Origin of the sequence: Paramylibacter kogurei, from assembly GCF_002742285.1 — a bacterium.
GTDB lineage: Bacteria > Pseudomonadota > Alphaproteobacteria > Rhodobacterales > Rhodobacteraceae > Amylibacter > Amylibacter kogurei.
In genome coordinates, this window is sequence record NZ_MDGM01000002.1 from 13,800 (window position 1) to 34,792 (window position 20,993).

General features: G+C 50.6%; 22 protein-coding genes. 14 read left to right on the forward strand and 8 right to left on the reverse strand.

What is annotated here, in order from left to right:
• Positions 1–2 precede the first annotated feature (2 nt).
• Positions 3–233, reverse strand: a complete 231-nt coding sequence (locus BFP76_RS00530) for a type II toxin-antitoxin system ParD family antitoxin (protein ID WP_099591228.1) — start codon at positions 231–233, stop codon at positions 3–5.
• 108 nt (positions 234–341) lie between these two features.
• Here BFP76_RS00530 and BFP76_RS00535 point away from each other — a divergent pair, with 108 nt between their 5' ends.
• The 5 genes from BFP76_RS00535 (at position 342) to BFP76_RS00555 (ending at position 3,530) form a co-directional block, all read left to right on the forward strand.
• Positions 342–896: a pyridoxamine 5'-phosphate oxidase family protein gene (locus BFP76_RS00535; protein ID WP_099591229.1), complete on the forward strand. Its 555-nt coding sequence runs from the start codon at positions 342–344 to the stop codon at positions 894–896.
• Positions 897–986: 90 nt separating this feature from the next.
• Positions 987–1,310, forward strand: coding sequence for a hypothetical protein (locus BFP76_RS00540; protein WP_133117357.1), 324 nt, complete (start codon positions 987–989; stop codon positions 1,308–1,310).
• A 37-nt stretch (positions 1,311–1,347) separates the two neighbouring features.
• Positions 1,348–1,836, forward strand: coding sequence for a hypothetical protein (locus tag BFP76_RS00545; RefSeq protein WP_099591231.1), 489 nt, complete (start codon positions 1,348–1,350; stop codon positions 1,834–1,836).
• Positions 1,837–2,170: 334 nt separating this feature from the next.
• Positions 2,171–3,046, forward strand: coding sequence for a DMT family transporter (locus BFP76_RS00550; RefSeq protein ID WP_099591232.1), 876 nt, complete (start codon positions 2,171–2,173; stop codon positions 3,044–3,046).
• A 67-nt stretch (positions 3,047–3,113) separates the two neighbouring features.
• On the forward strand, positions 3,114–3,530 hold the full coding sequence (locus BFP76_RS00555) for a hypothetical protein (protein WP_133117358.1): 417 nt from the start codon (positions 3,114–3,116) through the stop codon (positions 3,528–3,530).
• Positions 3,531–3,535: 5 nt separating this feature from the next.
• On the opposite strand, the gene BFP76_RS00560 is transcribed toward BFP76_RS00555, so the two are convergent.
• Both BFP76_RS00560 and BFP76_RS00565 read right to left on the reverse strand, forming a co-directional pair.
• Positions 3,536–4,105, reverse strand: a complete 570-nt coding sequence (locus tag BFP76_RS00560; RefSeq protein WP_099591234.1) for a L,D-transpeptidase — start codon at positions 4,103–4,105, stop codon at positions 3,536–3,538.
• 80 nt (positions 4,106–4,185) lie between these two features.
• On the reverse strand, positions 4,186–5,166 hold the full coding sequence (locus BFP76_RS00565; protein WP_099591235.1) for an NAD(P)-dependent alcohol dehydrogenase: 981 nt from the start codon (positions 5,164–5,166) through the stop codon (positions 4,186–4,188).
• A 93-nt stretch (positions 5,167–5,259) separates the two neighbouring features.
• Here BFP76_RS00565 and BFP76_RS00570 point away from each other — a divergent pair, with 93 nt between their 5' ends.
• The gene (locus BFP76_RS00570; RefSeq protein WP_099591236.1) at positions 5,260–6,147 is read left to right on the forward strand and encodes a LysR family transcriptional regulator; all 888 of its coding nucleotides are present in this window, start codon (positions 5,260–5,262) and stop codon (positions 6,145–6,147) included.
• On the opposite strand, the gene BFP76_RS00575 is transcribed toward BFP76_RS00570, so the two are convergent.
• Both BFP76_RS00575 and BFP76_RS00580 read right to left on the reverse strand, forming a co-directional pair.
• The gene (locus BFP76_RS00575; RefSeq protein ID WP_240513945.1) at positions 6,142–6,747 is read right to left on the reverse strand and encodes a LysE family translocator; all 606 of its coding nucleotides are present in this window, start codon (positions 6,745–6,747) and stop codon (positions 6,142–6,144) included. The genes BFP76_RS00570 and BFP76_RS00575 overlap by 6 nt on opposite strands.
• Before the next feature lie 73 nt (positions 6,748–6,820).
• On the reverse strand, positions 6,821–8,068 hold the full coding sequence (locus BFP76_RS00580; protein WP_099591237.1) for a replication initiation protein: 1,248 nt from the start codon (positions 8,066–8,068) through the stop codon (positions 6,821–6,823).
• A gap of 549 nt (positions 8,069–8,617) precedes the next feature.
• On the opposite strand from BFP76_RS00580, the gene BFP76_RS00585 reads away from it, so the two are divergent.
• Both BFP76_RS00585 and BFP76_RS00590 read left to right on the forward strand, forming a co-directional pair.
• Positions 8,618–10,006, forward strand: coding sequence for an AAA family ATPase (locus tag BFP76_RS00585; RefSeq protein WP_099591238.1), 1,389 nt, complete (start codon positions 8,618–8,620; stop codon positions 10,004–10,006).
• On the forward strand, positions 10,006–11,070 hold the full coding sequence (locus BFP76_RS00590) for a ParB/RepB/Spo0J family partition protein (RefSeq protein ID WP_099591239.1): 1,065 nt from the start codon (positions 10,006–10,008) through the stop codon (positions 11,068–11,070). Before BFP76_RS00585 ends, BFP76_RS00590 begins: the two co-directional genes overlap by 1 nt.
• Before the next feature lie 74 nt (positions 11,071–11,144).
• On the opposite strand, the gene BFP76_RS00595 is transcribed toward BFP76_RS00590, so the two are convergent.
• The 3 genes from BFP76_RS00595 to asnB all read right to left on the reverse strand — a co-directional run bounded on the left by BFP76_RS00595 (position 11,145) and on the right by asnB (position 14,590).
• The gene (locus tag BFP76_RS00595; protein ID WP_099591240.1) at positions 11,145–11,342 is read right to left on the reverse strand and encodes a hypothetical protein; all 198 of its coding nucleotides are present in this window, start codon (positions 11,340–11,342) and stop codon (positions 11,145–11,147) included.
• 357 nt (positions 11,343–11,699) lie between these two features.
• Complete coding sequence (locus BFP76_RS00600) at positions 11,700–12,704, reverse strand: glycosyltransferase family 2 protein (RefSeq protein ID WP_099591241.1); 1,005 nt, start codon at positions 12,702–12,704, stop codon at positions 11,700–11,702.
• Positions 12,701–14,590 carry an asparagine synthase (glutamine-hydrolyzing) gene (gene asnB / locus BFP76_RS00605; RefSeq protein WP_099591242.1) on the reverse strand — a complete coding sequence of 630 codons (1,890 nt, stop codon included), beginning with the start codon at positions 14,588–14,590 and terminating at the stop codon, positions 12,701–12,703. The genes BFP76_RS00600 and asnB overlap by 4 nt, the downstream gene beginning before the upstream one ends.
• Positions 14,591–14,698: 108 nt before the next feature.
• On the opposite strand from asnB, the gene BFP76_RS00610 reads away from it, so the two are divergent.
• From BFP76_RS00610 to BFP76_RS00635, 6 genes are all read left to right on the forward strand, one after another.
• Positions 14,699–15,616, forward strand: a complete 918-nt coding sequence (locus tag BFP76_RS00610; RefSeq protein ID WP_099591243.1) for a glycosyltransferase family 2 protein — start codon at positions 14,699–14,701, stop codon at positions 15,614–15,616.
• Positions 15,617–16,023: 407 nt separating this feature from the next.
• Positions 16,024–16,578 carry a dTDP-4-dehydrorhamnose 3,5-epimerase gene (gene rfbC, locus BFP76_RS00615; RefSeq protein ID WP_099591244.1) on the forward strand — a complete coding sequence of 185 codons (555 nt, stop codon included), beginning with the start codon at positions 16,024–16,026 and terminating at the stop codon, positions 16,576–16,578.
• Between the two features lie 9 nt (positions 16,579–16,587).
• Positions 16,588–17,625: a dTDP-glucose 4,6-dehydratase gene (gene rfbB, locus BFP76_RS00620; protein ID WP_099591245.1), complete on the forward strand. Its 1,038-nt coding sequence runs from the start codon at positions 16,588–16,590 to the stop codon at positions 17,623–17,625.
• Complete coding sequence (rfbD, locus tag BFP76_RS00625; protein ID WP_338064482.1) at positions 17,622–18,479, forward strand: dTDP-4-dehydrorhamnose reductase; 858 nt, start codon at positions 17,622–17,624, stop codon at positions 18,477–18,479. The genes rfbB and rfbD overlap by 4 nt, the downstream gene beginning before the upstream one ends.
• 4 nt (positions 18,480–18,483) lie before the next feature.
• Entirely contained in the window at positions 18,484–19,356 is an 873-nt protein-coding gene (gene rfbA, locus BFP76_RS00630) for a glucose-1-phosphate thymidylyltransferase RfbA (RefSeq protein WP_099591246.1), read from the forward strand.
• Between the two features lie 68 nt (positions 19,357–19,424).
• Complete coding sequence (locus tag BFP76_RS00635; protein WP_205661328.1) at positions 19,425–20,990, forward strand: adenylate/guanylate cyclase domain-containing protein; 1,566 nt, start codon at positions 19,425–19,427, stop codon at positions 20,988–20,990.
• Positions 20,991–20,993: the final 3 nt, after the last annotated feature.

Below are 20,993 nucleotides of genomic sequence, written 5' to 3' on the forward strand. Positions count from 1 at the left end.
AATTAACCCTTGCGTGCGATGAAATCATCAATGTCAAAATCATCAACAATCGGTGCTGTCTCGGATGCGATCAATGCATTGCGCAGGTTTTGAATTTTCAAATCCTGTTGTTCCAATAATCGCAGCCCTGCGCGAATAACTTCGCTGGTGGAATGAAACCGCCCAGTTTTGACCTGATCAGAAATGAACTGGTCAAAATGATCGCCAATGGTGATGGATGTATTTTTTGCCATGGGATGCGCTCCTTATACCAATTATTGGTATCATACGATACACCACTATTTCAAACAAATTATTGCACCTCTGTTCCCATTATGTTCTATGTCATACAGGAGGATCAGATGGGCCAAGGTACAAAACTCAATTCAACATTACGCAAATTCATCACACGTCAGGTGATGTTTTTTGTTGCAACCGCCGATAAAACGGGACGGGTGAATGTATCACCCAAAGGCTTGGATAGTTTGCGCATCATCGATGATAATCGCATTATCTGGCTGAATTTAAGCGGGAGCGGCAATGAAACCGCGGCCCATGTCGCCGCGACGGGGCGCATGACATTGATGTTTTGCGCCTTTGATGGTGATCCAATGATCCTGCGCACCTATGGCACGGCGCGGGTTTTTCACCCTCGTGATCCTGAATGGAATGATTTGGCGCAAGATTTCCCAAAAATGGCGGGCAGTCGGCAAATTTTCGATCTGTCGATTGATATGGTGCAAACATCCTGTGGCACGGGCGTTCCGGTCATGGAATTTCAACGTTCACGCGGTGAAACCGAACTTGTTCCCTATTTTGATGATCTGGGCGATGATGGGGTCACTGATTTTTGGAAACGCAAAAATTCAACAACTGTTGATGGTAAGCCAACGGGGATTTTCGCCACAAAACCCTAGCCCCGCACAAATTTGCAATCTGGTGAGCATTGCCACTGTTTTAACTTTGGGAATGGCCCAAGCTCTTTGAACCCCGAAAAGGTGTTCAAAATGATGCTTACATTTCAAAACCCTGTATTTTTGATTGCATTATCTGCGCTTGGATATGCGTTGGCGACACTTGCGATGAAACATATGGCGGATACCCCATCCATCTGGCCATTGATATTCATCATCGGATTTTTCGCACTGGCGATCTTGTTCGAGGTCATCGTTTTGCGACAAGAAAACCTTGCATTCACCTATGTCGCCATTTTGGCGCTCGAAGCAATGCTGGTTGTCGTCATCTCTGTCTTTATCGGCGAAACCTTGAGCATGCGCGAAATCACCGGCGGTGTGATCGTATTGATCGGCGCTGCGATTTTATGGGGGTAAGACATAATTTTCACATCAATTTTTGAAAGGAAAAATAATGTTCAAAGCAATTTTATTAACGACATTGATCACCCTGCCCCTTGGTGCATTTGCACAAGATGAACCGTTAACGCCAATCGGGTTTTGCCGTATTGATGGTGTAGATGGTGGAATAACTGATCAGACTCGCACCCGTTTTGCCTGTATCGGTAGCCCACAATCCGCCGCAACAAGTGCCGCCGCAAATGCTGGCCAAGCGGCTTTGGACTGCCCCGCACTTGATGTGGCGCGCGCGCAAGCACGATGCGAAGCATCTGGAAATGAATTCATGCCAGCCGCAACATTACACATCGATGTTCAGCGCCTAGATGGCACCAACAATCGCGAACGCGCAGCCGTTTCCGTGAAGCGTGTTGGTTCGGGTGGCATTTGCACATTTTCACGCGTGGTTAATGTGCGCAATGATACCAGTGGACAATGCCTGTTTTGGCCGCGTGCGCGATCACGTGTGACCACGCGAAACTATTGCGGCTATATTTGTCGCTAGAAAAACCGCACGGCGCCTTATGACGCCGTGCGGGCACCTTTTTAGCGTTTTGGCGGTGGTGGTAATCCACCACACAATACCTGTTTGTTGGGTATCAGCATTCGGTAACCTTGCTAAAAACAATCCCTGTTCTACGCGGCTAATGCCGATATGACGTTTAACCGTCGCACAGGTAAAATTTTGACCATAAGGTAAATTCTTTATCGTTAGCTCTATTAATTACAATGAAAAGCACCACGATTTTCGTTGCAATTCACACAAAAGTATCATCCTTTGATGCAAAAATATCCCCAAGTGCGGCGCGCCGTTACATTTTCAATTCATCGGATCGCAAATGCCCGCAAAAACCCCACAAAACGCCAACCTGATCGGAAGCCTATGGATGATCGCTGCCATGTTTGGCTTTGCGGTGGAGGATGCTTTGATCAAGGCCACTTTTGCCACGCTGCCGATCTGGCAAATCTTGGTGATGTTTGGGTTGGGTGGCGCGATTGCCTTTGTCATTGTGGCGCGGCGTGCGGGGGAAAATCTGTTTCCAAAAACCGTGCTCTCACCCCCTATGCGCATTCGCATGTTGTTTGAAATTTTCGGGCGGTTGTTTTTCACATTGGCAATCACACTCACGCCATTATCCACCACCACGGTGATATTGCAGGCAACCCCAATTGTGGTGGTTGCAGCGGCGGCAATTTTATTTGGTGAAACGGTTGGCTGGCGGCGTTGGCTGGCGATTTGCATTGGCTTGCTTGGCGTGTTGGTAATTTTGCAACCAACCCCTGCCAGCTTTACGCCGATGTCATTGCTAGCGGTGTTTGGCATGATCGGCTTTGCGGGGCGCGATTTGGCCAGCCGCGCGGCCCCTGCCAGCCTTAGCACCGCAATATTGGGAATATACGGGTTTTTCGCCCTTGCCATTGCGGGGGGAATTTATGCGTTTTTCGAACATGCCGCCCCTGTGATGCCAGATGCAAAAACCGGTGCGATTGTGATGGCGATTATTGCTGTTGGCACCCTGTCCTATGCCAGCCTGATGAAAGCCATGCGCACAGGCGAAGTCGCCGCCGTCGCCCCGTTTCGCTATTCCCGCCTGTTGATTGGCATCGCCTTTGGCGTGGTGTTTTTTGGCGAAAGTCTTGATACGCGAATGCTGGTTGGATCGGCGCTGATCGTGGCGGCAGGTGTGTTTTTGTTGATCCGTGGTAAAAAGTGATCCGCGTCACAGACCAAAACCCCATTTCATGCTAGGCTGATCGCCATCCAACCCCAAAGGAATGATCATGCCGTGGTATTCACCAAAACCCGTGATTTGTTTATTTGCCATCACATTGGTGGCAAGCTGTGATCCACGCGCAGGCGTGGAACAGGTTGATCTGGTGCCTGAACGCGCCCCAGGCAGCCAAGGCGCAAACGGATTTTGCAAACGTGATGATTTGGGACTTTATGTGATGGTGCGCAATCAATCCAATATTGATGCGCTGCAATCCACCATCACGCGCGTGACTTTTGGCAACACATCACAGGATCTTTCCACACCGCCCATCGCGGCGGGATCAATGGCCACTGTTGGGCCCTATCCCATCCCGTCTGGCTGTTTTAACGCCGATTGTGATTTCACCATCCACGTCAACCAAACCCGCCTGTTGATTGACGAGTTTGGCGATAATAATTCCGCCGATGGGATATGCATCGGCTAGCGTGGCTACAGGATCAAAACCTGTGTACCCACAGGCGTGATCGCGAAAAGCTCTTCGATTTTTTCGTTATACAACCCGATACAGCCACTGGACGATGGTCGCCCGATTTTGCGCGTATCATGCGTGCCGTGAATCAAATACGCAGGCCATGACAGATACATCGCATGTGTGCCCAACGGATTGCCCGGGCCGGGGGGCATGTATTTCAATTCTGGATTCCGTTTCAACATATCTTGCGTTGGTGTCCAATCGGGGCCAACACGTTTGCGCACCACTTCGGTATAACCGCGCTTTGTCAATTCTTCGGACATTGGCACGGATGTTGGATACACGCGATAATCGCTTGCATCGCTGTTCCAATAATGAAGTGCCCGCGACGCCGTATCGGCAATAATCGCACCAACCCCGAGCGTATCAAAATGATCGCGCCAGTCTTGTTTGCGCCAACCAGACAGGTTGCGCCGCACAGGTTCACCACCTGTTGCCGCCACTGCGATATGAGGTGTTGCAAGTGATGCAACCACCCCTGCCCCTGCGATCAGGGCTGCGCGCCGTGTGAATGTATTTTTTGACATGTCAGTCTCCGAAAATTTCCCAATCGGTAGCAGACCGTTATTGCCCCGACAAGAAACGGAAAAACACAGTTCTGTGAGCGTTACGCGCCCGTCACATCAATCACCAGATTGCCCCGCTTGCGCCCTGTATCCACATGGGTATGCGCCGCCACGATGTCATCCAATGGATATGTCTTTTCAATCACGGTTTTGATCACACCCGTTTCAAAAATCGGCTTGAGCCTGTGCAAAATTGCGATGATCTGATCATGGGGCAACATGCCAACGGCTGCGAATTTTGCACGTTTGCCGCGCGACTTTGATCGCATCAATTGTTGCGCCAATAACCCAATCGATAACACAGGGCACATATAAATCCCATCTTTGCGCAGCGCGGTTTTGGCGGCGGCAAAGCTGCTCTTGCCAATGGTATCAAAAATCACGTCATAGGCATTGTGCGTTTTGGTGAAATCCTGTGATTTTCGATCAATCACCACATCCGCGCCCAATGCCAGCACAAGCGCATGATTATCCGCACTGCTCACCGCCGTCACATGCGCCCCCAGATGTTTGGCAATCTGCACCGCTGCGGTGCCAAGCCCCCCTGACGCCCCATTGATCAACACCCGATCCCCTGCGCGAACATTGCCTACGGATTTCAGGAAATGATATGATGTCACCGCACCGTCACTGATCGGTGCCGCCTCTTGCATGGATAACCCATCGGGCAAATGCATCATCGCGGCGGTTTCGGGAACCACCACGTATTGGGCATATGCGGAAAATAACATTCCTGTTTCACCACAGATCCGATCGCCAATTTGAAACCGTGTGACACCCGCGCCAACACCGCGCACCACCCCTGCAAATGCCGTGCCGGGGATTGGGCGTTTGGGCCGGCGCAGCCCAAGGAAAATCCGCGCAAAACGTGGCACACCTTGGCGCATCATCGTATCCGCACGCGTGGCCGCCGTTGCGTGAATTTCAATTTGCACTTCGCCCGCCTTGGGCGTGGGTGTGGGCATATCGACCAGCTTCAAAACCTCTGGCCCGCCATAATTGGTAGAAATAATCGCTTTCATGATCAAACTCCTGTGGTTTGTTTGATCGCTCTATGCCAATGCAAATACGCATTTAAAATTGACCAAAACCACAGTTTTGATATGCATATACGCATGGAATGGCGAAACATCACATTTGACTGGAACCGCGCGCGCGCGTTTCTTGTCACTGCAGAGGAAGGATCATATTCCGCCGCTGCGCGTGCATTGAACATGGCACAACCCACATTAGGGCGACAGGTGGATGCGTTGGAACGCGAATTGGGCGTTGTGTTATTTCAACGCATCGGACGTGGTTTGGCGCTTACGGATGCGGGATTGGATTTATTGGAACATGCGCGGCACATGGGCGATCACGCCAACGCATTGGCGCTGGCCGCGGCGGGGCAATCCCAAACCATCGCGGGCACGGTACGTATATCTGCAAGCGATGTTTATGCGGCCCACCTGTTGCCCGCAATCATTGCCAAGCTGCGCAAAACCCATCCTGCGATCAACCTTGAAATCATCGCATCCACGAACACCAGCGATCTGCGTCGGCGCGAAGCAGACATTGCCCTGCGCAATTTTCGCCCCAGCGAACCCGATCTGATTGCCAAAAAAATCCGCGATGTTCCCGCCCGCCTTTATGCAACACCCAAATATCTAGCCACAATTGGTGATCCCAAAACCCCCGCCGATTTATCACGCGCCGATTTTATCAGCATCGATGCATCGGGCATGTTTATGCGGGTTTTGAATGACCAAGGGCTGTCCCTAACCAATCACAATTTCCCGCTGTTATGCGAAAATTATTTGGTGATGTGGGAAATGGTGAAACAGGGTTTGGGCATTGGAGTACTGGATGGAAATATCGGGGATAGTGATCCAACCGTCACCCGCGCCCTGCCCGATTTCCCCCCGCTGATGTTTCCCATCTGGCTGGTCGCGCATCGCGAATTGGCCAGCAGCAAACGTATCCGCGTGGTCTTTGATTTGCTGGCCGATGAATTGGCGTTATGACAACAACATCCAAACCGCCACCACCGCCAAGATAATCCCAAATACCATATTCAATTTTCGCGCCGTGGCGGGCGTGCGAAACCGCGCCGCAATTTGATCGCCAATCATCGTCCAAACGACAAAGGCAATCAAGTTATTGATCGTAAACACGGTGGCAATGACCCCAACCAACCAACGCGGATCGCCATGATCCAAAAATTGCGTAAACATCAGCACAATAATGACATAGGCCTTGGGGTTCAAAATCAACAACACCACCCCGTCAAAAAATGATGCTGGCTTGGCCACCTCTTGCCCTGTCAAAGCCCCCGATCGAAACAATTTCCACGCCAGCCAAAAAACATAAACAGATCCGGCAACCTTCAACACCGCAAAAACCTGTGGCTGGCTATTCACCGCACGCGCAAAGCCAAGCCCGATGAACAGCGTCACAATCCATGTCGCCACATGATATCCGATATTGGCAGGTATGGTTGCACGAAACCCAAACCGCGCACCATTGGCCGCAAAAAACATATTGCCCGGCCCAGGGCTATAGGCGAGAGGAAACAAAAATACGAAAAGGGCGACAACGGTTTGAAACATGGATTTGGCTTTCATTTGAAAACCTATCTAATGACACCCATCACAAATTAACCACCCGTTTCTTGCGTATTGATCGCAACAGATCACGCTATCCCTGCATCCCATCCCAGAATGCAAAAATTGCGCGGGCATTTAGTGCGGATCGCCAGCCGTGGCGCATGAAATCTTCGCGTTCCAGATCGTCTTTTAGTTCGGACAAGAACAATCGTTTATCCGCGTCGCGCTGTGTTGGGTTTCGCGCAGCGACCAACCCCGCCACCCATTCGAATTTTTCGCGCATCTTGGCACGTTCGGCGGCGCGTTCATCTTGGGCGGCTTCGTCTGCGGCCATTTGAGCACGCCGAGCCTCTGCCAATTTTTTCGCCTCTGGGCTGGGTGGGATTTCCACCGCCTCTGGAACAGTTTTATAATCATCCTTGATCGCGGCGGACAGATAGCCCACGGATGATTTCACCCGCCCCTTGGTTGCGACATATTTCAATTTATCCGCGATATATTCATCGCCATGTTCCGCAATCCATTGGCGCGCCAAACGATCGGACACGCCTTGGGCAATCAGCGCGTTATAAACGGCAGAGCTGCGCAATCCATCGCTGTCATCAATGTTAAACATCGCAAGCTGTGGGTTTTCCTTGATCGCAAATCGGATTTCGGTCACCGCCCTGCCCTTTTTGCGAAATTCGGGTGTGATGGAAATATCAGATGTTTTATTCACCTCGGCCACGGCGGGTTTGATGATTTTCGCATTCAGGTGTTTGAAACTTTCGTAATAGCTACTGCCTTCAACCCCCATCAATTTGCGAAACGTATCCAGCGCCCACCAGCCCGTCGAACCCGTGCGCACAAAGCGATAACAATTTTCATAAAGTGCGAGACCATGACCCGATGAAAAATTGCGCTGAATATTCACATTGATCAACGCATAAACCTTGGGGTCGTGCAATTTTTGCGCCAAGACCGGGGAATAGGCATATTCGCAAACGCCCCCTTTCAGCTTGGCATAGGATAACAGCGATGAAACGCCCCATTCCTGTTTCCCATCCTCGCCCAGCATATCCCATTCCGCCACGGTTTCCGCCAGCGATTTAAGTGCTGCGCGCAGCGTGTCCATATCGTTGGAATTATACCCAACAATCATCGCCAGCGTTTTTGCATCAATCGCATGGGATTGGCTGGTTTGCAGCGTGTCATATGCATTGAGCAATAACACATTAGACAGCTTGCGTTGCAATAACGATAGCTTGCCCGAAATGTGAATTGCCGCCACATGTTTTTTCACGGTCTCGCGTTTTAACGCGCCGGTTAATTGCTGTTTTTCGACTGTTGCCTGTGCCATGTTTTTATCGTTTTTGCTTTTCCTCAGAGCATGGCACAAAAGGTACCCGCGATCAAATATTTTAGGGTTCTTAACAGATTCAAACCCCAATCCCGTAGACGGGTACCCTAAGACTCTATGTATTAAAAACCCGAGTCCACAGCGTGCGCAGGGGTAAGAATTGATTCACTTTTGGGCTAAAAACACCCTCAAACGGGTGAATTTGACCCGAAAATCACGGTCCTGCGAATCGGAACCTGTAATCCTGCAATTGGGTACCTTTGGCCCCGTAAATGGGTTCCCTTCATCCTGTGAATCAGTACCCTTTGGCCTGTATTCGGGTTCCCAAACACCGCTAACCTATTGAAAAAAAATATTTTTCTGCGCATAAACATATTAAATATCTTAAAGATATTAAACAGTTTAGCGTGCTTTCTTTCTTTGGGTATTCATGGGGGTTTCGCTGCGAAACCTATGCTTTGATTGCAAAATGGCGCGGATATGATTTGCTGTTTTTTCCATGTGCGCTATTATCCACAATATCAACGAAAATATAGAACATCTGTAAGGATGCGACCATTGAGCAAAACACCGTCACCCACCCTGCCCCCATACCTCAATCTTGATCCAGAGGCCGCAGCGGCAAAGTTACCCGATCCTATCGACACCGCCCGATTCGCAAAAGCGGCATCTTTTTGTGCCAAAGGACGCGAAGATTTGGCGCAACGTGGATATGCGCCCGATGGCAAAAAACGGCTGCGCAAATTTTCGACTTGGGAAGTGACGAAATACTTGATCCCCGTTGCCCCCGCCCATCTGCGCCGCGTGCTCAAGGCCAATCCGGACCTGCCCCAGGGTGATGGCGAAGGTGGTTCAAAATGGTTCACATTGGAAGAGGTGCTTTCGCTGCGAAACCATTTTGCATCAGAGGGTGTCAGCACCAAAGAATACCTTCCCTATCGCCCCAAAGGATTGCCAGCCAAGGTCACAGCCGTGGCCAATTTCAAAGGTGGTGTTGGCAAGACATCCACGGCGGCGCATCTGGCAATGTCGGCCGCGCTGGATGGGTACAAGGTTTTGGTGATCGATCTGGATTCTCAAGGATCGATGACATCCATTTTGGGCGGCGATGTACCCGATGAATGGTCCACCGTTTTTCCGCTGATTGCCAAAGATTATGCATCTGCGGTGCAGCGCGAAAATGATGTGCGCCGCGCAGCGGGCAATCCTGAAATTCCACTGGATGAAACATTGACCGAGGCGTTGAATGTGAACGCAGCCGATGTGATCCAAAACACCCATTGGCCCAACATCGATTTGATCGGTGCACAGCTCAATCTGTATTGGGCGGAATTTCAAATTCCGGTCTGGCGCATGGGGCTGCGCAATTGGCAGCTTTGGGATGGGCTGACGAATTTTTTGGAAAACGAAGGTATCTTGGACGATTACGATGTGGTGATTTTGGACACGCCACCCGCACTTGGGTATTTGACCATCAACGCCTTGGCGGCGGCGGATATTTTGCTGGTGCCCCTTGGCGCGTCATTTCTGGAGTTTGACAGCACAGGGCGGTTCTTTGATATGTTATTTACCACTTTCGCGTCTATTGAAGAGGGCGAAAATGCAGCGCGGCGTGCGGCGAACCTGCCCGAAATGAAATTTGAATGGGATGTGGTGCGTGCGATTGTCACGCGATTTGATGCCAGCCAGCAAACCGATATGGCAAATGTGATCCAAGCGTATTTTGGCGATTTCATGAATGCCTATCGTCAGGATTACACCGCATTGGTCGGGCAGGCAGGCGAACAGGTGAACGGGATCTACGAAGCAGATTACCGCGATTTTAACCGCGATACCTATGTGCGCGGACGCGAAGCATTTGATCGCACCTATGCCGAATTCAAGGAACTGTTAATCGGATCGTGGTGGCGCGATCTGTCGATGGAGGATGATACATAATGGCCAAAAGACGCAGATTAACCGCACCCGACGCTGATGCGTTGAAAGAATTGGAAACAGGTTTCGCTGCGAAACCTACCAGCGGATTGGAAACAAAATCCATGGCGCCCATCGCACAGGTCGCGGGAGAAGCGGCGGCTATGGCTGCGGTTGCCGAACAGGGCGATCGGGTGGAGGCCGCCAAAAACAAGGCGGATGCAGAACGATTGGCCGCGGCGGAACATGCCGGGCTTTTGGCCGCCGAAATTTTGATCAGCGAAATTGATGCGGATTATCTGAACCGTGATCGTGTGGTGCAAGATATCGACGCGATGGAAGAATTGAAATCGTCATTGTCATCGCAAGGCCAGCGCACACCGCTGGAGGTAATCAAAACCGATGAAGGTTACGGTTTGATTTCTGGCTGGCGTCGCTTGGCGGCGATGCGGGCATTGGGGGTTGAACGCGCCAAGGTGTTTGTGCGCGCGGCAGGTGACAGCGCGCAAACCTATTTGAACATGGTCGAAGAAAACGAAATTCGCGCAGACCTGAGTCATTATGAACGCGGGCGCATTGCGGTTGTTGCCACAGGGCAGGGGGTGTTCGCATCGGTTGAAGATGCGGTGAATCATCTGTTCCAAGCCGCGTCCAAGGCAAAACGATCCAAGGTGCGTAGCTTTGCCCTGATCCACGAAGAACTGGGCGATTTGTTGCGTTTTCCTGCGGAAATGTCCGAACGTTTCGGATTAAAGCTCGCTTCTGCGCTGCGTAGCGGCGAAATAAGCCGTTTTCGCGGGGTTTTGGCCGATTCAGAGCCGCAATCAGCGCCAGAGGAGCTTCGGGCGCTAGAGCGCGCGATTTCAGCCTCTGCGCCTGCACCCAAGGATGCCAGCAAGGGTGGACGCCCGACCAGCACCAAAATGGACCCGCTGACGCTCAAGGATGGCAGCACCGTTAATGCACATTACAGCGCAGATGGCGCAACATTTGTGGTGAAGGGCAGGGGGCTTGATAAACATCAGACAAAACGGTTGATGAATGATATCACGCGGTTTTTGAACCAAAACGGATATACACCAGACTAGGTTTCGCTGCGAAACCTCTCGGATATTTGCGTGTTATGAGATGTGTCGAGGCGAAACCCAGCGGGGAGGAAAGGTTATCCTGCGGAAACTGATGTTTGATCGCGACAGATATAAGATTTCAGGAAAAGATAGCTGCAAGCGGCGATTGCACCCAGAATGCTTGCGGTAACGTAGATTGCCAGAGCAAAGAGGATCGGATAGCCAATCACAAGTGATGATACGCTTGCCGTAAGGCCAAAGAGAATGCCAATCCCAATAATCGCAAGTATCATTTTAATCTCCCGTGATGCGCCAATCGCACCGTTACCGTTCTGTCCACCCTTAAAGTTGAGCGGATGTTTAAGGCAAAACTAAGACACAATCAGCGTATTTTTCTGCTTACGCTGCGTTCAGTTTCACCATTTGAATTTTGGTTACGCCGGTATTTTTCACTAAGTACTTAAAATGACAGGGAAATTAGTACATGGATTCCCTACTCAGTACCCTATACTCAAAGTTGCAGAAAATCGTTACTAGACTCTTAACAAGGGCGAAAATAAGCGAAAATTTGCGCAAAAACCTATCTATTTAGACAGGTTTCTATCCCAAAAGACAGCAATATTCAACCTAAAGTTGTGTAAATGATTCGCTTACAACTGTTGGTTAAAGGCACGATCCCGCGCCTCTGGCGCGATGCGGTCATGGATATGTTGGGGGGGTGACATGTTGTTCAAACCAAACCAAGCACCCTGCGCATTTTCGCGCCCGTCCTTTAACCTGATTTTTACCACTTTGAGCAAAGTATAGATATAGGCAATTGGTAGTGCTGGTTTGTTAAACCGCGCCATAAACCACATCCGATTGCGAAAATTGAAATAATTGGAAAACCCAGATGCTGCCGTGTCGTGACCACCCGAACCAATGGCCGTGCCGCCATGATGATGCACCAAGGCCCCATCACACCAGGTGAGGGGCAGATCACCACGGCGCATGGCCCAATCGACCTCTTCGTAATACAAAAAATAATCTTCGCGCATCAATCCAACGGTTTCGATAAATTTGCGCGATGCCACCAGATTGGCACCTGATATGAAATCAAGCGAGTCGATATGGGGGCGAATGGCAGTATCTGCGCTGGCACCTTGGTTCAAATTGGAACACACCCCTGTCCAGCGGTTCACCCCCCCCCCGTCCGATTGAATGGCGCGATCGGCGCGGTTGTATAACACCCGTGATCCCATCAGCGAAAAATCCCCTGCACGCGCCGCATGGGCGGCAAAATCGCTGGCGGTGGTGCTTTCGACTTCGCAATCGGGGTTAAGTACCCAGAACAATCCCACATCGGGGTCCTGTTGCAGATAGGCAAGACATTGGTTCACCCCGCCTGCATATCCCAGATTGACATCGGCGTTGATCATTGTGACGTGGGCGTCAATTTTGCTGATCTTGGTATCTTGGCCGACCTCTTGAAATGACACACCTGCATTTGCGGCCCATGTGCGGATCAATGCGCGGCTGTTGTCAGGGGATGCATTATCGCAGACCACGATTTTTAAATCGGTATAGTCGGATGTGAGCAAGCTGTTCAAACAATCCTCGATCACATCGGATGATGCAAAGCTGACGATTGCAACGCCAATGGTTTTCTGTGTCATGCGGCCACCTTTGTCGTTGTGTGATCGCCAAGTTTGCGCAGGAAGATTTCCAACGACATCAGCGACCAGAGCTGTTTTTCGTGATTGTGTTTTTGGCTTTGATGTTCGATCCAGATTTTGTGCAAAACCGCGCGATCATAATATGCGCCCGATTTGGAATTGTTGGAAAACAGCAATTCATGTGCGTAATCTTTCAACTGTCCGCGCAGCCATTTTTGAATCGGCACCTTGAACCCCGATTTGGGGCGATCAAGCACGGCCTGTGGCACGGCATCTTTCATCGCCAAGCGCAGGATATTTTTGCCCACGCGCCCATCCAAAAATGCGGTTGGGGGCAGGGTGGCCACAAATTCACACAGCTTGGTATCCATAAAGGGCATGCGCCCCTCGATCGAAGCGGCCATTGTCATGCGATCACCGCGTTCCAATAATGTGCCGGGCAACCAAACCGATTTATCAAAACGCAACACCCGTGAAAGATTGGATTCGCCATTGTCGCGTTCATCATCCCACACAAACGGTTGGTAATTCGCAAACAAATCAGGCGCCAGCGTTGCGGCGTCTTTGGGGGTGAGCAGACCAAACCAAGACGCCTGACGATCCAGAAAATCCCGTTGTCCCGCGGCGCGAAGCATCACGCCAAGGCGGCGCATTTTATAGGGCAGGTTTTTATGGATCATCCCAATGGCGCCATCCAGCGGGGCAGGGGTGAAACGCTGGTAATTGTGAATATAATTATCGCCCCAATATTTTGGATAACCTGCCAAAAGTTCATCCGATCCTTCGCCAGATAACACGACCTTGACGTGTTTTGCCGCCAAATGCGACAGGTAGTGCAACGGCACATCCGCCATTTCGGACAAGGGCGCACCGCGTTGCCATGTGATGGGTTCGATTTGCGACAAGTAATCATCAGGGGTGATGTTTAATTCGTGATGGTCCGAATTGTATTTTTCCGCCACCAACCGTGCTGCCCATGTTTCGGAATATTCGGCGTCTTCAAAACCAATGGAAAATGTTTTCACAGGCTTGCCTGAAATTTCCGTCATCAATGCCACAAGTGCCGAGCTGTCCAAGCCACCTGACAGGAACGCACCAAGGGGTACATCGGATCGCAGGCGTAAACGCACGGCCTCTGACAATTCTTCGCGAAATTCAGCGACGGTATCATCGTTCATGTCGCGCAAAGATTCCTGATCGGGGATGGTGTAATATTTGTGGATGGTAAAACCGCGTTCCGACCAAATGGCGAAATGACCAGGGGGGATTTCGGCGACCCCATCCACCAGCGTATTTTCCCCTGGCACATATTTCCAAATCAAATATTGCGCCAATGCGTTTTCATTGAGGCTATTTTCAAAATCGGGATGTTCAACAAGGCTGGCAAATTCAGAGCCAAAGACAATGTGTTGATCGGTGCGAAAATACAGCAGTGGTTTTTTGCCAAACGGATCACGCGCCATAAACAATTCTTGTTTTTGTTTGTCCCAAATGGCGAATGAAAACATGCCGCGCAGCCGGTTCAAACAATCCGCACCCCAATGGGCGAATGCCCGCAGCAGAACTTCTGTGTCGGATTGGGTTTCGAAATGTTCACCCAACATCCGCAGATCTTCGCGCAGTTCCACATAGTTATAAATTTCGCCGTTATAGGTGATCGAATAGCGTTCATCGTCGATATGAAACGGCTGTGCGCCCGCGGCCAGATCAATGATCGACAAGCGGCGATGGCCAAGCGCGATGGTGGAATTTTCGCTGTCGGTATCGGTGAAAAAATGCCCCTGCCCATCGGGGCCGCGATGCGCGATGGCATCGGTCATGCGTTGCAAAATATTGCGACACTCGCTTGTTGAACGCGGCGATGTAAAACCCGCAATTCCGCACATGGGAATACTCCTGAATTAGGGCGGCAACAAAATCGCCACAAACAAATGCTTTGATCAAAATAAATATTGGTTAAGCTATGTAAAATAAAATTAAGGCTAGTTTAAGAAATGAAATCGCTTGCGTCTATCTCTATTGTTGTGCCCACGTATCGGCGTGCGGATATGCTGACCGAATTGTCCCATGCATTGGTGCCACAATTGCGCGATGGGGTTGAGGTGTTGATCGTTGACAATTGCCCCGATGGATCGGCGCGAGATACCGTGGCGGGGTTTGTCGCGGATCATGCACATTTTTATTATTTGCATGAACCAAAATCGGGTGTTGTCCATGCGCGTAATGCGGGTGTGGCGGCGGCGCGTGGGGAATATATTTTGTTTTTGGATGATGACGAAGTGCCGTCAAAAAACTGGGTCGCGGCATTTTCCAAATTGGCAAAACAGGATGTGATGGCCGCGTTTGGCCGCATAGTGCCGCGATACGAAGACGAGCCAAGCATTGAATTGCACACGATGTTGAACCGCTGTTTCAGCCGCGAATTTGATCACCCGATGGGGCATGATCTGACGCCCAATTTTGTTGATCTGGGCACGGGCAATGCGATGTTTCACAAAAAGCGCTGTTTTGGAAATGGCGTGCCCTTTGATGCGCGGTTCAATCACAGCGGGGGCGAGGATACGCATTTAATCAAAACACTGGTTAATCGCGGCGCGGTATTATCATGGTGCCCCGCTGGTCTAGTCGAAGAATTGGTGCCAGCAGCGCGGATGCGTGCGCAATATCTGCGCGAACGTCGATTTGCGCAGGGGCAGTTGCGCTGTCAAATTCTGGCGCGCAGTCCGCGCATTTCGGATCGGATCAAAGTGCCGATTTGGATGGGGGTTGGTGCGCTGCAAATGGCGATTTACGGGATCAAGATGATGTTGGGCAAAGACGTGGTTGCCAATCGTATTCGGTATCAAGGTGGTTTGGGAAAATTGATGTGGTGGCACAGCAAAGGCGTGGGAGAATACGCCAATGCTGGCTAGCCATCATTATAATCCGAAATACAGGGACGATCCGAAAACCGCCCCTGTGGTCGGCATCTTCATTCACTCATTATGATTTTCGCTGTCGGCCAAGACTTATTTCGAAAACCTTTACAATAGTAGCGTTGTTCCGCGCTAGTTATTCATTGCGTATGCAACGCGGCCTAATATGAATGGCCTGAAACCTATATGACGCGGGATACAGGCGGGAGTTTGCTTGCAATATGGTCATGTTAAGGCAAAATTCGTGAAAAAGGGTCGCATTCGCCCTGTTTTCACGTCAAAGTTGTGATTTTTGGTACTGTGTCACTGTTTGTCATAAGTGTTGATATGCATCAAAATGAAGTTATGATTGCGCCATAGTTTTTATATTTATCGAACGTAATATTTGAAAGAAAACCCGTATTATGCAGGTTGAAGAAACAGAAATTGACGGCGTGGTGGCCTTGACCCCGCGCCGATTTGCCGATGATCGCGGCTGGTTTAGCGAAACGTGGAATCAACGCACCTTGATGGATGCAGGGCTGGATATTGAATTTGTCCAAGACAACCATTCGTTTTCTGCGCCCAAACACACGGTGCGCGGTTTGCATTATCAATCACCCCCCGCCGCACAAGGAAAATTGGTGCGCGTGTTGCGCGGTGAAATTTTTGATGTTGCGGTGGATGTGCGCAAATCATCGCCCACATTTGGGAAATGGGTTGGGGTGAACCTGTCTGCGGAAAACGGTAAACAGCTTTATATTCCAACGGGTTTTTTACATGGGTTTGTAACCTTGGTTGAAAACACCGAAGTGGCATATAAATGCACCGATTTTTACACGCCTGAATGCGATGGCGGGGTGGCGTTTGATGATCCTGATCTGGCGATTGATTGGGGCATTCCCAAAAACAGCGCCGTGTTATCCACCAAAGACGCCGCCGCGCCACGCTTTGCCGATTTCAACAGCCCGTTTGCATAAAGGTAAGTCATGAAAATATTAATCACAGGCGGGGCAGGGTTTATCGGATCTGCCGTTGCACGCCAAGCGGTGCGCGATGGCCATGATGTGGTGGTTGTTGATGCGCTGACCTATGCTGCCTGTTTGGATAATTTGGAACCGATTTCAAACGCGCCAAATTATGTGTTTGAACAGGCCAATATTTGCGATGGCCCTGCGATCAACGATCTGTTCACGCGCCATGCCCCCGATGTGGTGATGCATCTGGCCGCCGAGAGCCATGTTGATCGATCCATTGATGGCCCTGCCGATTTTATGCAAACCAATATCATGGGCACATTTCAAATGTTGGAATCTGCGCGGGCCTATTGGTTGGCGAATGATCGCCCTGCCAATTTCCGTTTCCATCATATTTCCACGGACGAGGTTTATGGCACATTGGGCGAAACGGGTTTGTTTACCGAAGACACGCCATATGCACCCAATTCACCCTATTCCGCATCAAAGGCCGCATCGGATCATTTGGTGCGCGCATGGGCGGAAACCTATGGCTTGCCCGTGGTGCTGACCAATTGTTCAAATAATTACGGGCCGTATCATTTCCCTGAAAAGCTGATCCCTGTGGTGATTATCAAGGCCTTGGCCGGTGATGCGATCCCTGTTTATGGCAAGGGTGAAAATGTGCGTGATTGGCTTTACGTCGAAGATCACGCCGATGCGTTGTTGACCGTGGTGCAAAAGGGCGCATTGGGCCGCACCTATAACATTGGCGGTGAAAACGAGGCGACGAATATTGATCTGGTGCGCATGATTTGTGCGCTGTTGGATGAACTGCGCCCTGCCAAAAAACCCTATGCCGATTTGATTACGTTCGTTTCGGATCGCCCGGGGCATGATTTACGCTATGCGATTGATCCAAGCCGTATCCGCGATGAACTGGGCTGGCGCCCATCGGTCACACTGGAACAGGGATTGCGTAAAACGGTGCAATGGTATTTGGACAATGAACAATGGTGGCGTAACCTGCAAAACCGAGACGGTGTTGGTAAACGGTTGGGGGCAGGATGATGCGCGTATTGGTTTTTGGAAAGTCGGGACAGGTCGCAACCGAGCTGGATAAATACGATGAAACCACATGTCTTGATCGCGCTGCTGCCGATTTAGCCAGCCCCGCCGCCTGTGCAGAGGTTGTCGCAAATTGCGAGGCGGATGTGATTATCAACGCCGCCGCCTACACGGCCGTTGATGACGCCGAAAGTGATGAAATCACCGCGACCATGGTTAATGCCACATCCGTACGTATGATGGCAGAGGCGGCCGCACATCGTGATATTCCATTCATCCATATTTCCACCGATTACGTGTTTGATGGCAGCGGCACAGACCCTTGGACAACCGAAGATTTCCCCGCACCCCTTGGGGCCTATGGCCGTACCAAATACAAGGGTGAACAGGGCATTGTGGATGCAGGTGGGCGATATGGCATTTTGCGCACGTCTTGGGTGTTTTCCGCGCATGGCAATAATTTCGTTAAAACCATGCTGCGCCTTGGTGGTGAACGCGATGCGTTATCGATTGTGGATGATCAAATCGGTGGGCCAACAGCAGCGCATGATATTGCATCCGCGTTAATGGTGATGGCACAGGCCTATTATGAGGGCATGGGGCCAAATGGTGTGTATCATTTTTCAGGGGAACCCGACGCAAGCTGGGCAGATTTCGCCACTGAAATTTTTGACCAATCCGATTTGAATGTGAATATTACCCGCATCCCCAGTGAAAAATTCCCAACCCCTGCGCCGCGCCCATTAAATTCGCGAATGGATTGCGAAACCACGCGCCAGACATTTGGTATCTATCGCCCCAATTGGCGCGACAGTTTGAAAATCGTACTTGATGAATTAAACGCCGATAAAGGATAACACCATGAAACCACGCAAGGGTATTTTATTGGCAGGGGGCACGGGTACGCGGCTTTATCCGATTACCAAAGGTGTATCGAAACAGTTGTTGCCCGTTTATGATAAACCGATGGTTTATTACCCGTTATCGGTGTTGATGTATGCGGGCATTCGCGACATTGCGATCATCACCACCCCCGAAGACCAACATCAATTTCAACGCCTGATGGGCGATGGTTCGCAATGGGGCGTGTCCCTGACATATATCGAACAACCCACGCCCGATGGCTTGGCCCAAGCATTCATTCTGGCCGAAGAATTTTTAGATGGCGCACCTAGTGCGATGGTCTTGGGCGATAATATCTTTTTCGGGCATGGCATGGATCGCCTGTTGGCCGATGCCAATGCGGATCGCGTGGGGGGCACGGTATTTGGATATCAAGTGTCAGATCCCGAACGTTACGGCGTGGTGGAATTTGATGCCGATTATCGCGCAGTGTCCATTGTGGAAAAACCCGAAAAGCCTGCATCAAATTATGCGGTGACGGGGTTATATTTTCTGGATGAAACCGCGCCAAAACGTGCGCGTCTGGTGAAACCATCCGCGCGCGGTGAATTGGAAATTACCACGTTGTTGGAAATGTATCTGCAAGATGGATCGTTGAATGTGCAACGTATGGGGCGGGGTTATGCTTGGCTTGATACGGGCACACATGCGAGCATGTTGGATGCGGCAAATTTTGTGCGCACCATTCAAACCCGACAAGGGTTGCAAACCGGTTGCCCCGAAGAAATTGCCTTTGGCAAGGGTTGGATCAACGCCGATCAATTGCGCGAAATGGCGCAACCTTTGGCGAAAAATGAATACGGCAAGTATCTTTTGGGTCTTATCACGTAACGCACCTGTTGTGCACATCGACAATTTAAACGATATCAACCGTTTGTGTTGATAATGAGGTTGGCTGCGTGAAATTCATTGGCAGATATTTTTTGGATCGTCCCGCATGGGTTGGGGCGATGGCGTTTTTGGCGTTGATATTATTGCCCGTTGCGGTTTTCATGGATTTGCGCAGCATTTCGGATCAAAACCTTCAAAGCCAAGCAACCACATTGAACCGCGTGATTTCGGTTTTCCGATCCTATTATGCATCCAATGTTGTGGGGCGCATTTTGGCGGCGGATGGACAGGCACAGCCATTGCATACCTATTTGGATACCAATGGTGGGATTCCGATTCCCGCAACGCTTTCGATTGAGCTGGGCGAAGAAATCGGGGCCCGACAGGGCGATGTAACCTATCGCTTTGTGTCGAAATTCCCATTTCGCAACCGCGCGGAATATGCGTTGACGCCATTTGAAATTGAAGCCTTGGAAAAATTCACCGCCAATGGTTCGCCAAACGATAGTGCCACCGATGTTTCGGGCAGTTTGCTCAGCCGTGAATTCACCGTTGCCACACCCGTTGTGATGGGCAGCGCCTGTGTCGCCTGTCATAATAACCATATCGAAAGCCCGAAAAAAGATTGGCGCGTGGGTGATATTCGCGGCATTCAAACCATTACGGTGCGACAGCCGCTGACGCTGAACCTGTGGTCGTTCAAATATTTGCTGGCCTATTTAACCACCGCTGGGGGCATTGGGTTTTTGTTTGCGCTGATGCAATTTGGCTTGGCCCGCGAATTTGGCGGGCTGAACAATGAATTGGAAGCAAAGAACGAATTCTTGGTGAAAATATCAACCAAGCTGTCGAAATATCTGCCACCACAGATATATGAATCCATCTTTACCGGTGAAAAAGAGGTGGAAATTTCAACGGAACGTAAAAAGCTGACGGTGTTCTTTTCCGATATCAAAGATTTCACCGCCACAACCGAACGGCTACAGCCCGAAGAATTGACCAATCTATTGAATGAATATTTTTCCGAAATGTCGGCGATTGCGGAACGTCATGGTGCAACGATTGATAAATTCATCGGCGATGCCATCGTGGCCTTTTTCGGTGATCCTGTCACACGCGGCGCGGCCGAAGATGCGCGCGCCTGTTTGAAAATGGCGGTGGAAATGCAGGCACGTTTGACCGAGCTGAACTTGGAATGGTTGGAACGCGGATATGAACATCCGTTCAAGGCACGCATCGGGATCAACACGGGATATTGTAATGTGGGCAATTTTGGATCTGAATCGCGGATGAATTACACCATCATCGGGGCAGAGGCGAATTTGGCCGCCCGTTTGGAAAGCATCGCAAAACCAGGTGGGATTGTCATGAGCTATGAAACCTGGGCGCTGGTGCGTAACCAAGTTTCCGCACGCCCCATGCGCCCAACACGGTTCAAGGGCATTTCGCGTGAGGTTGTGCCATATGAGGTGAACATGCCCAACAGTAGCCAAAGCACGGGACATATCGTCAAAGAAAGCACAACGGGGATGGAATTATTCCTTAACACCACCAATCTGGATCCAGATGCCCGCGAAGCGGCGCGTCAGGTGTTGTTGCGTGGCATTGCCGCGATTGATGAAACAGATAGCTAGGGC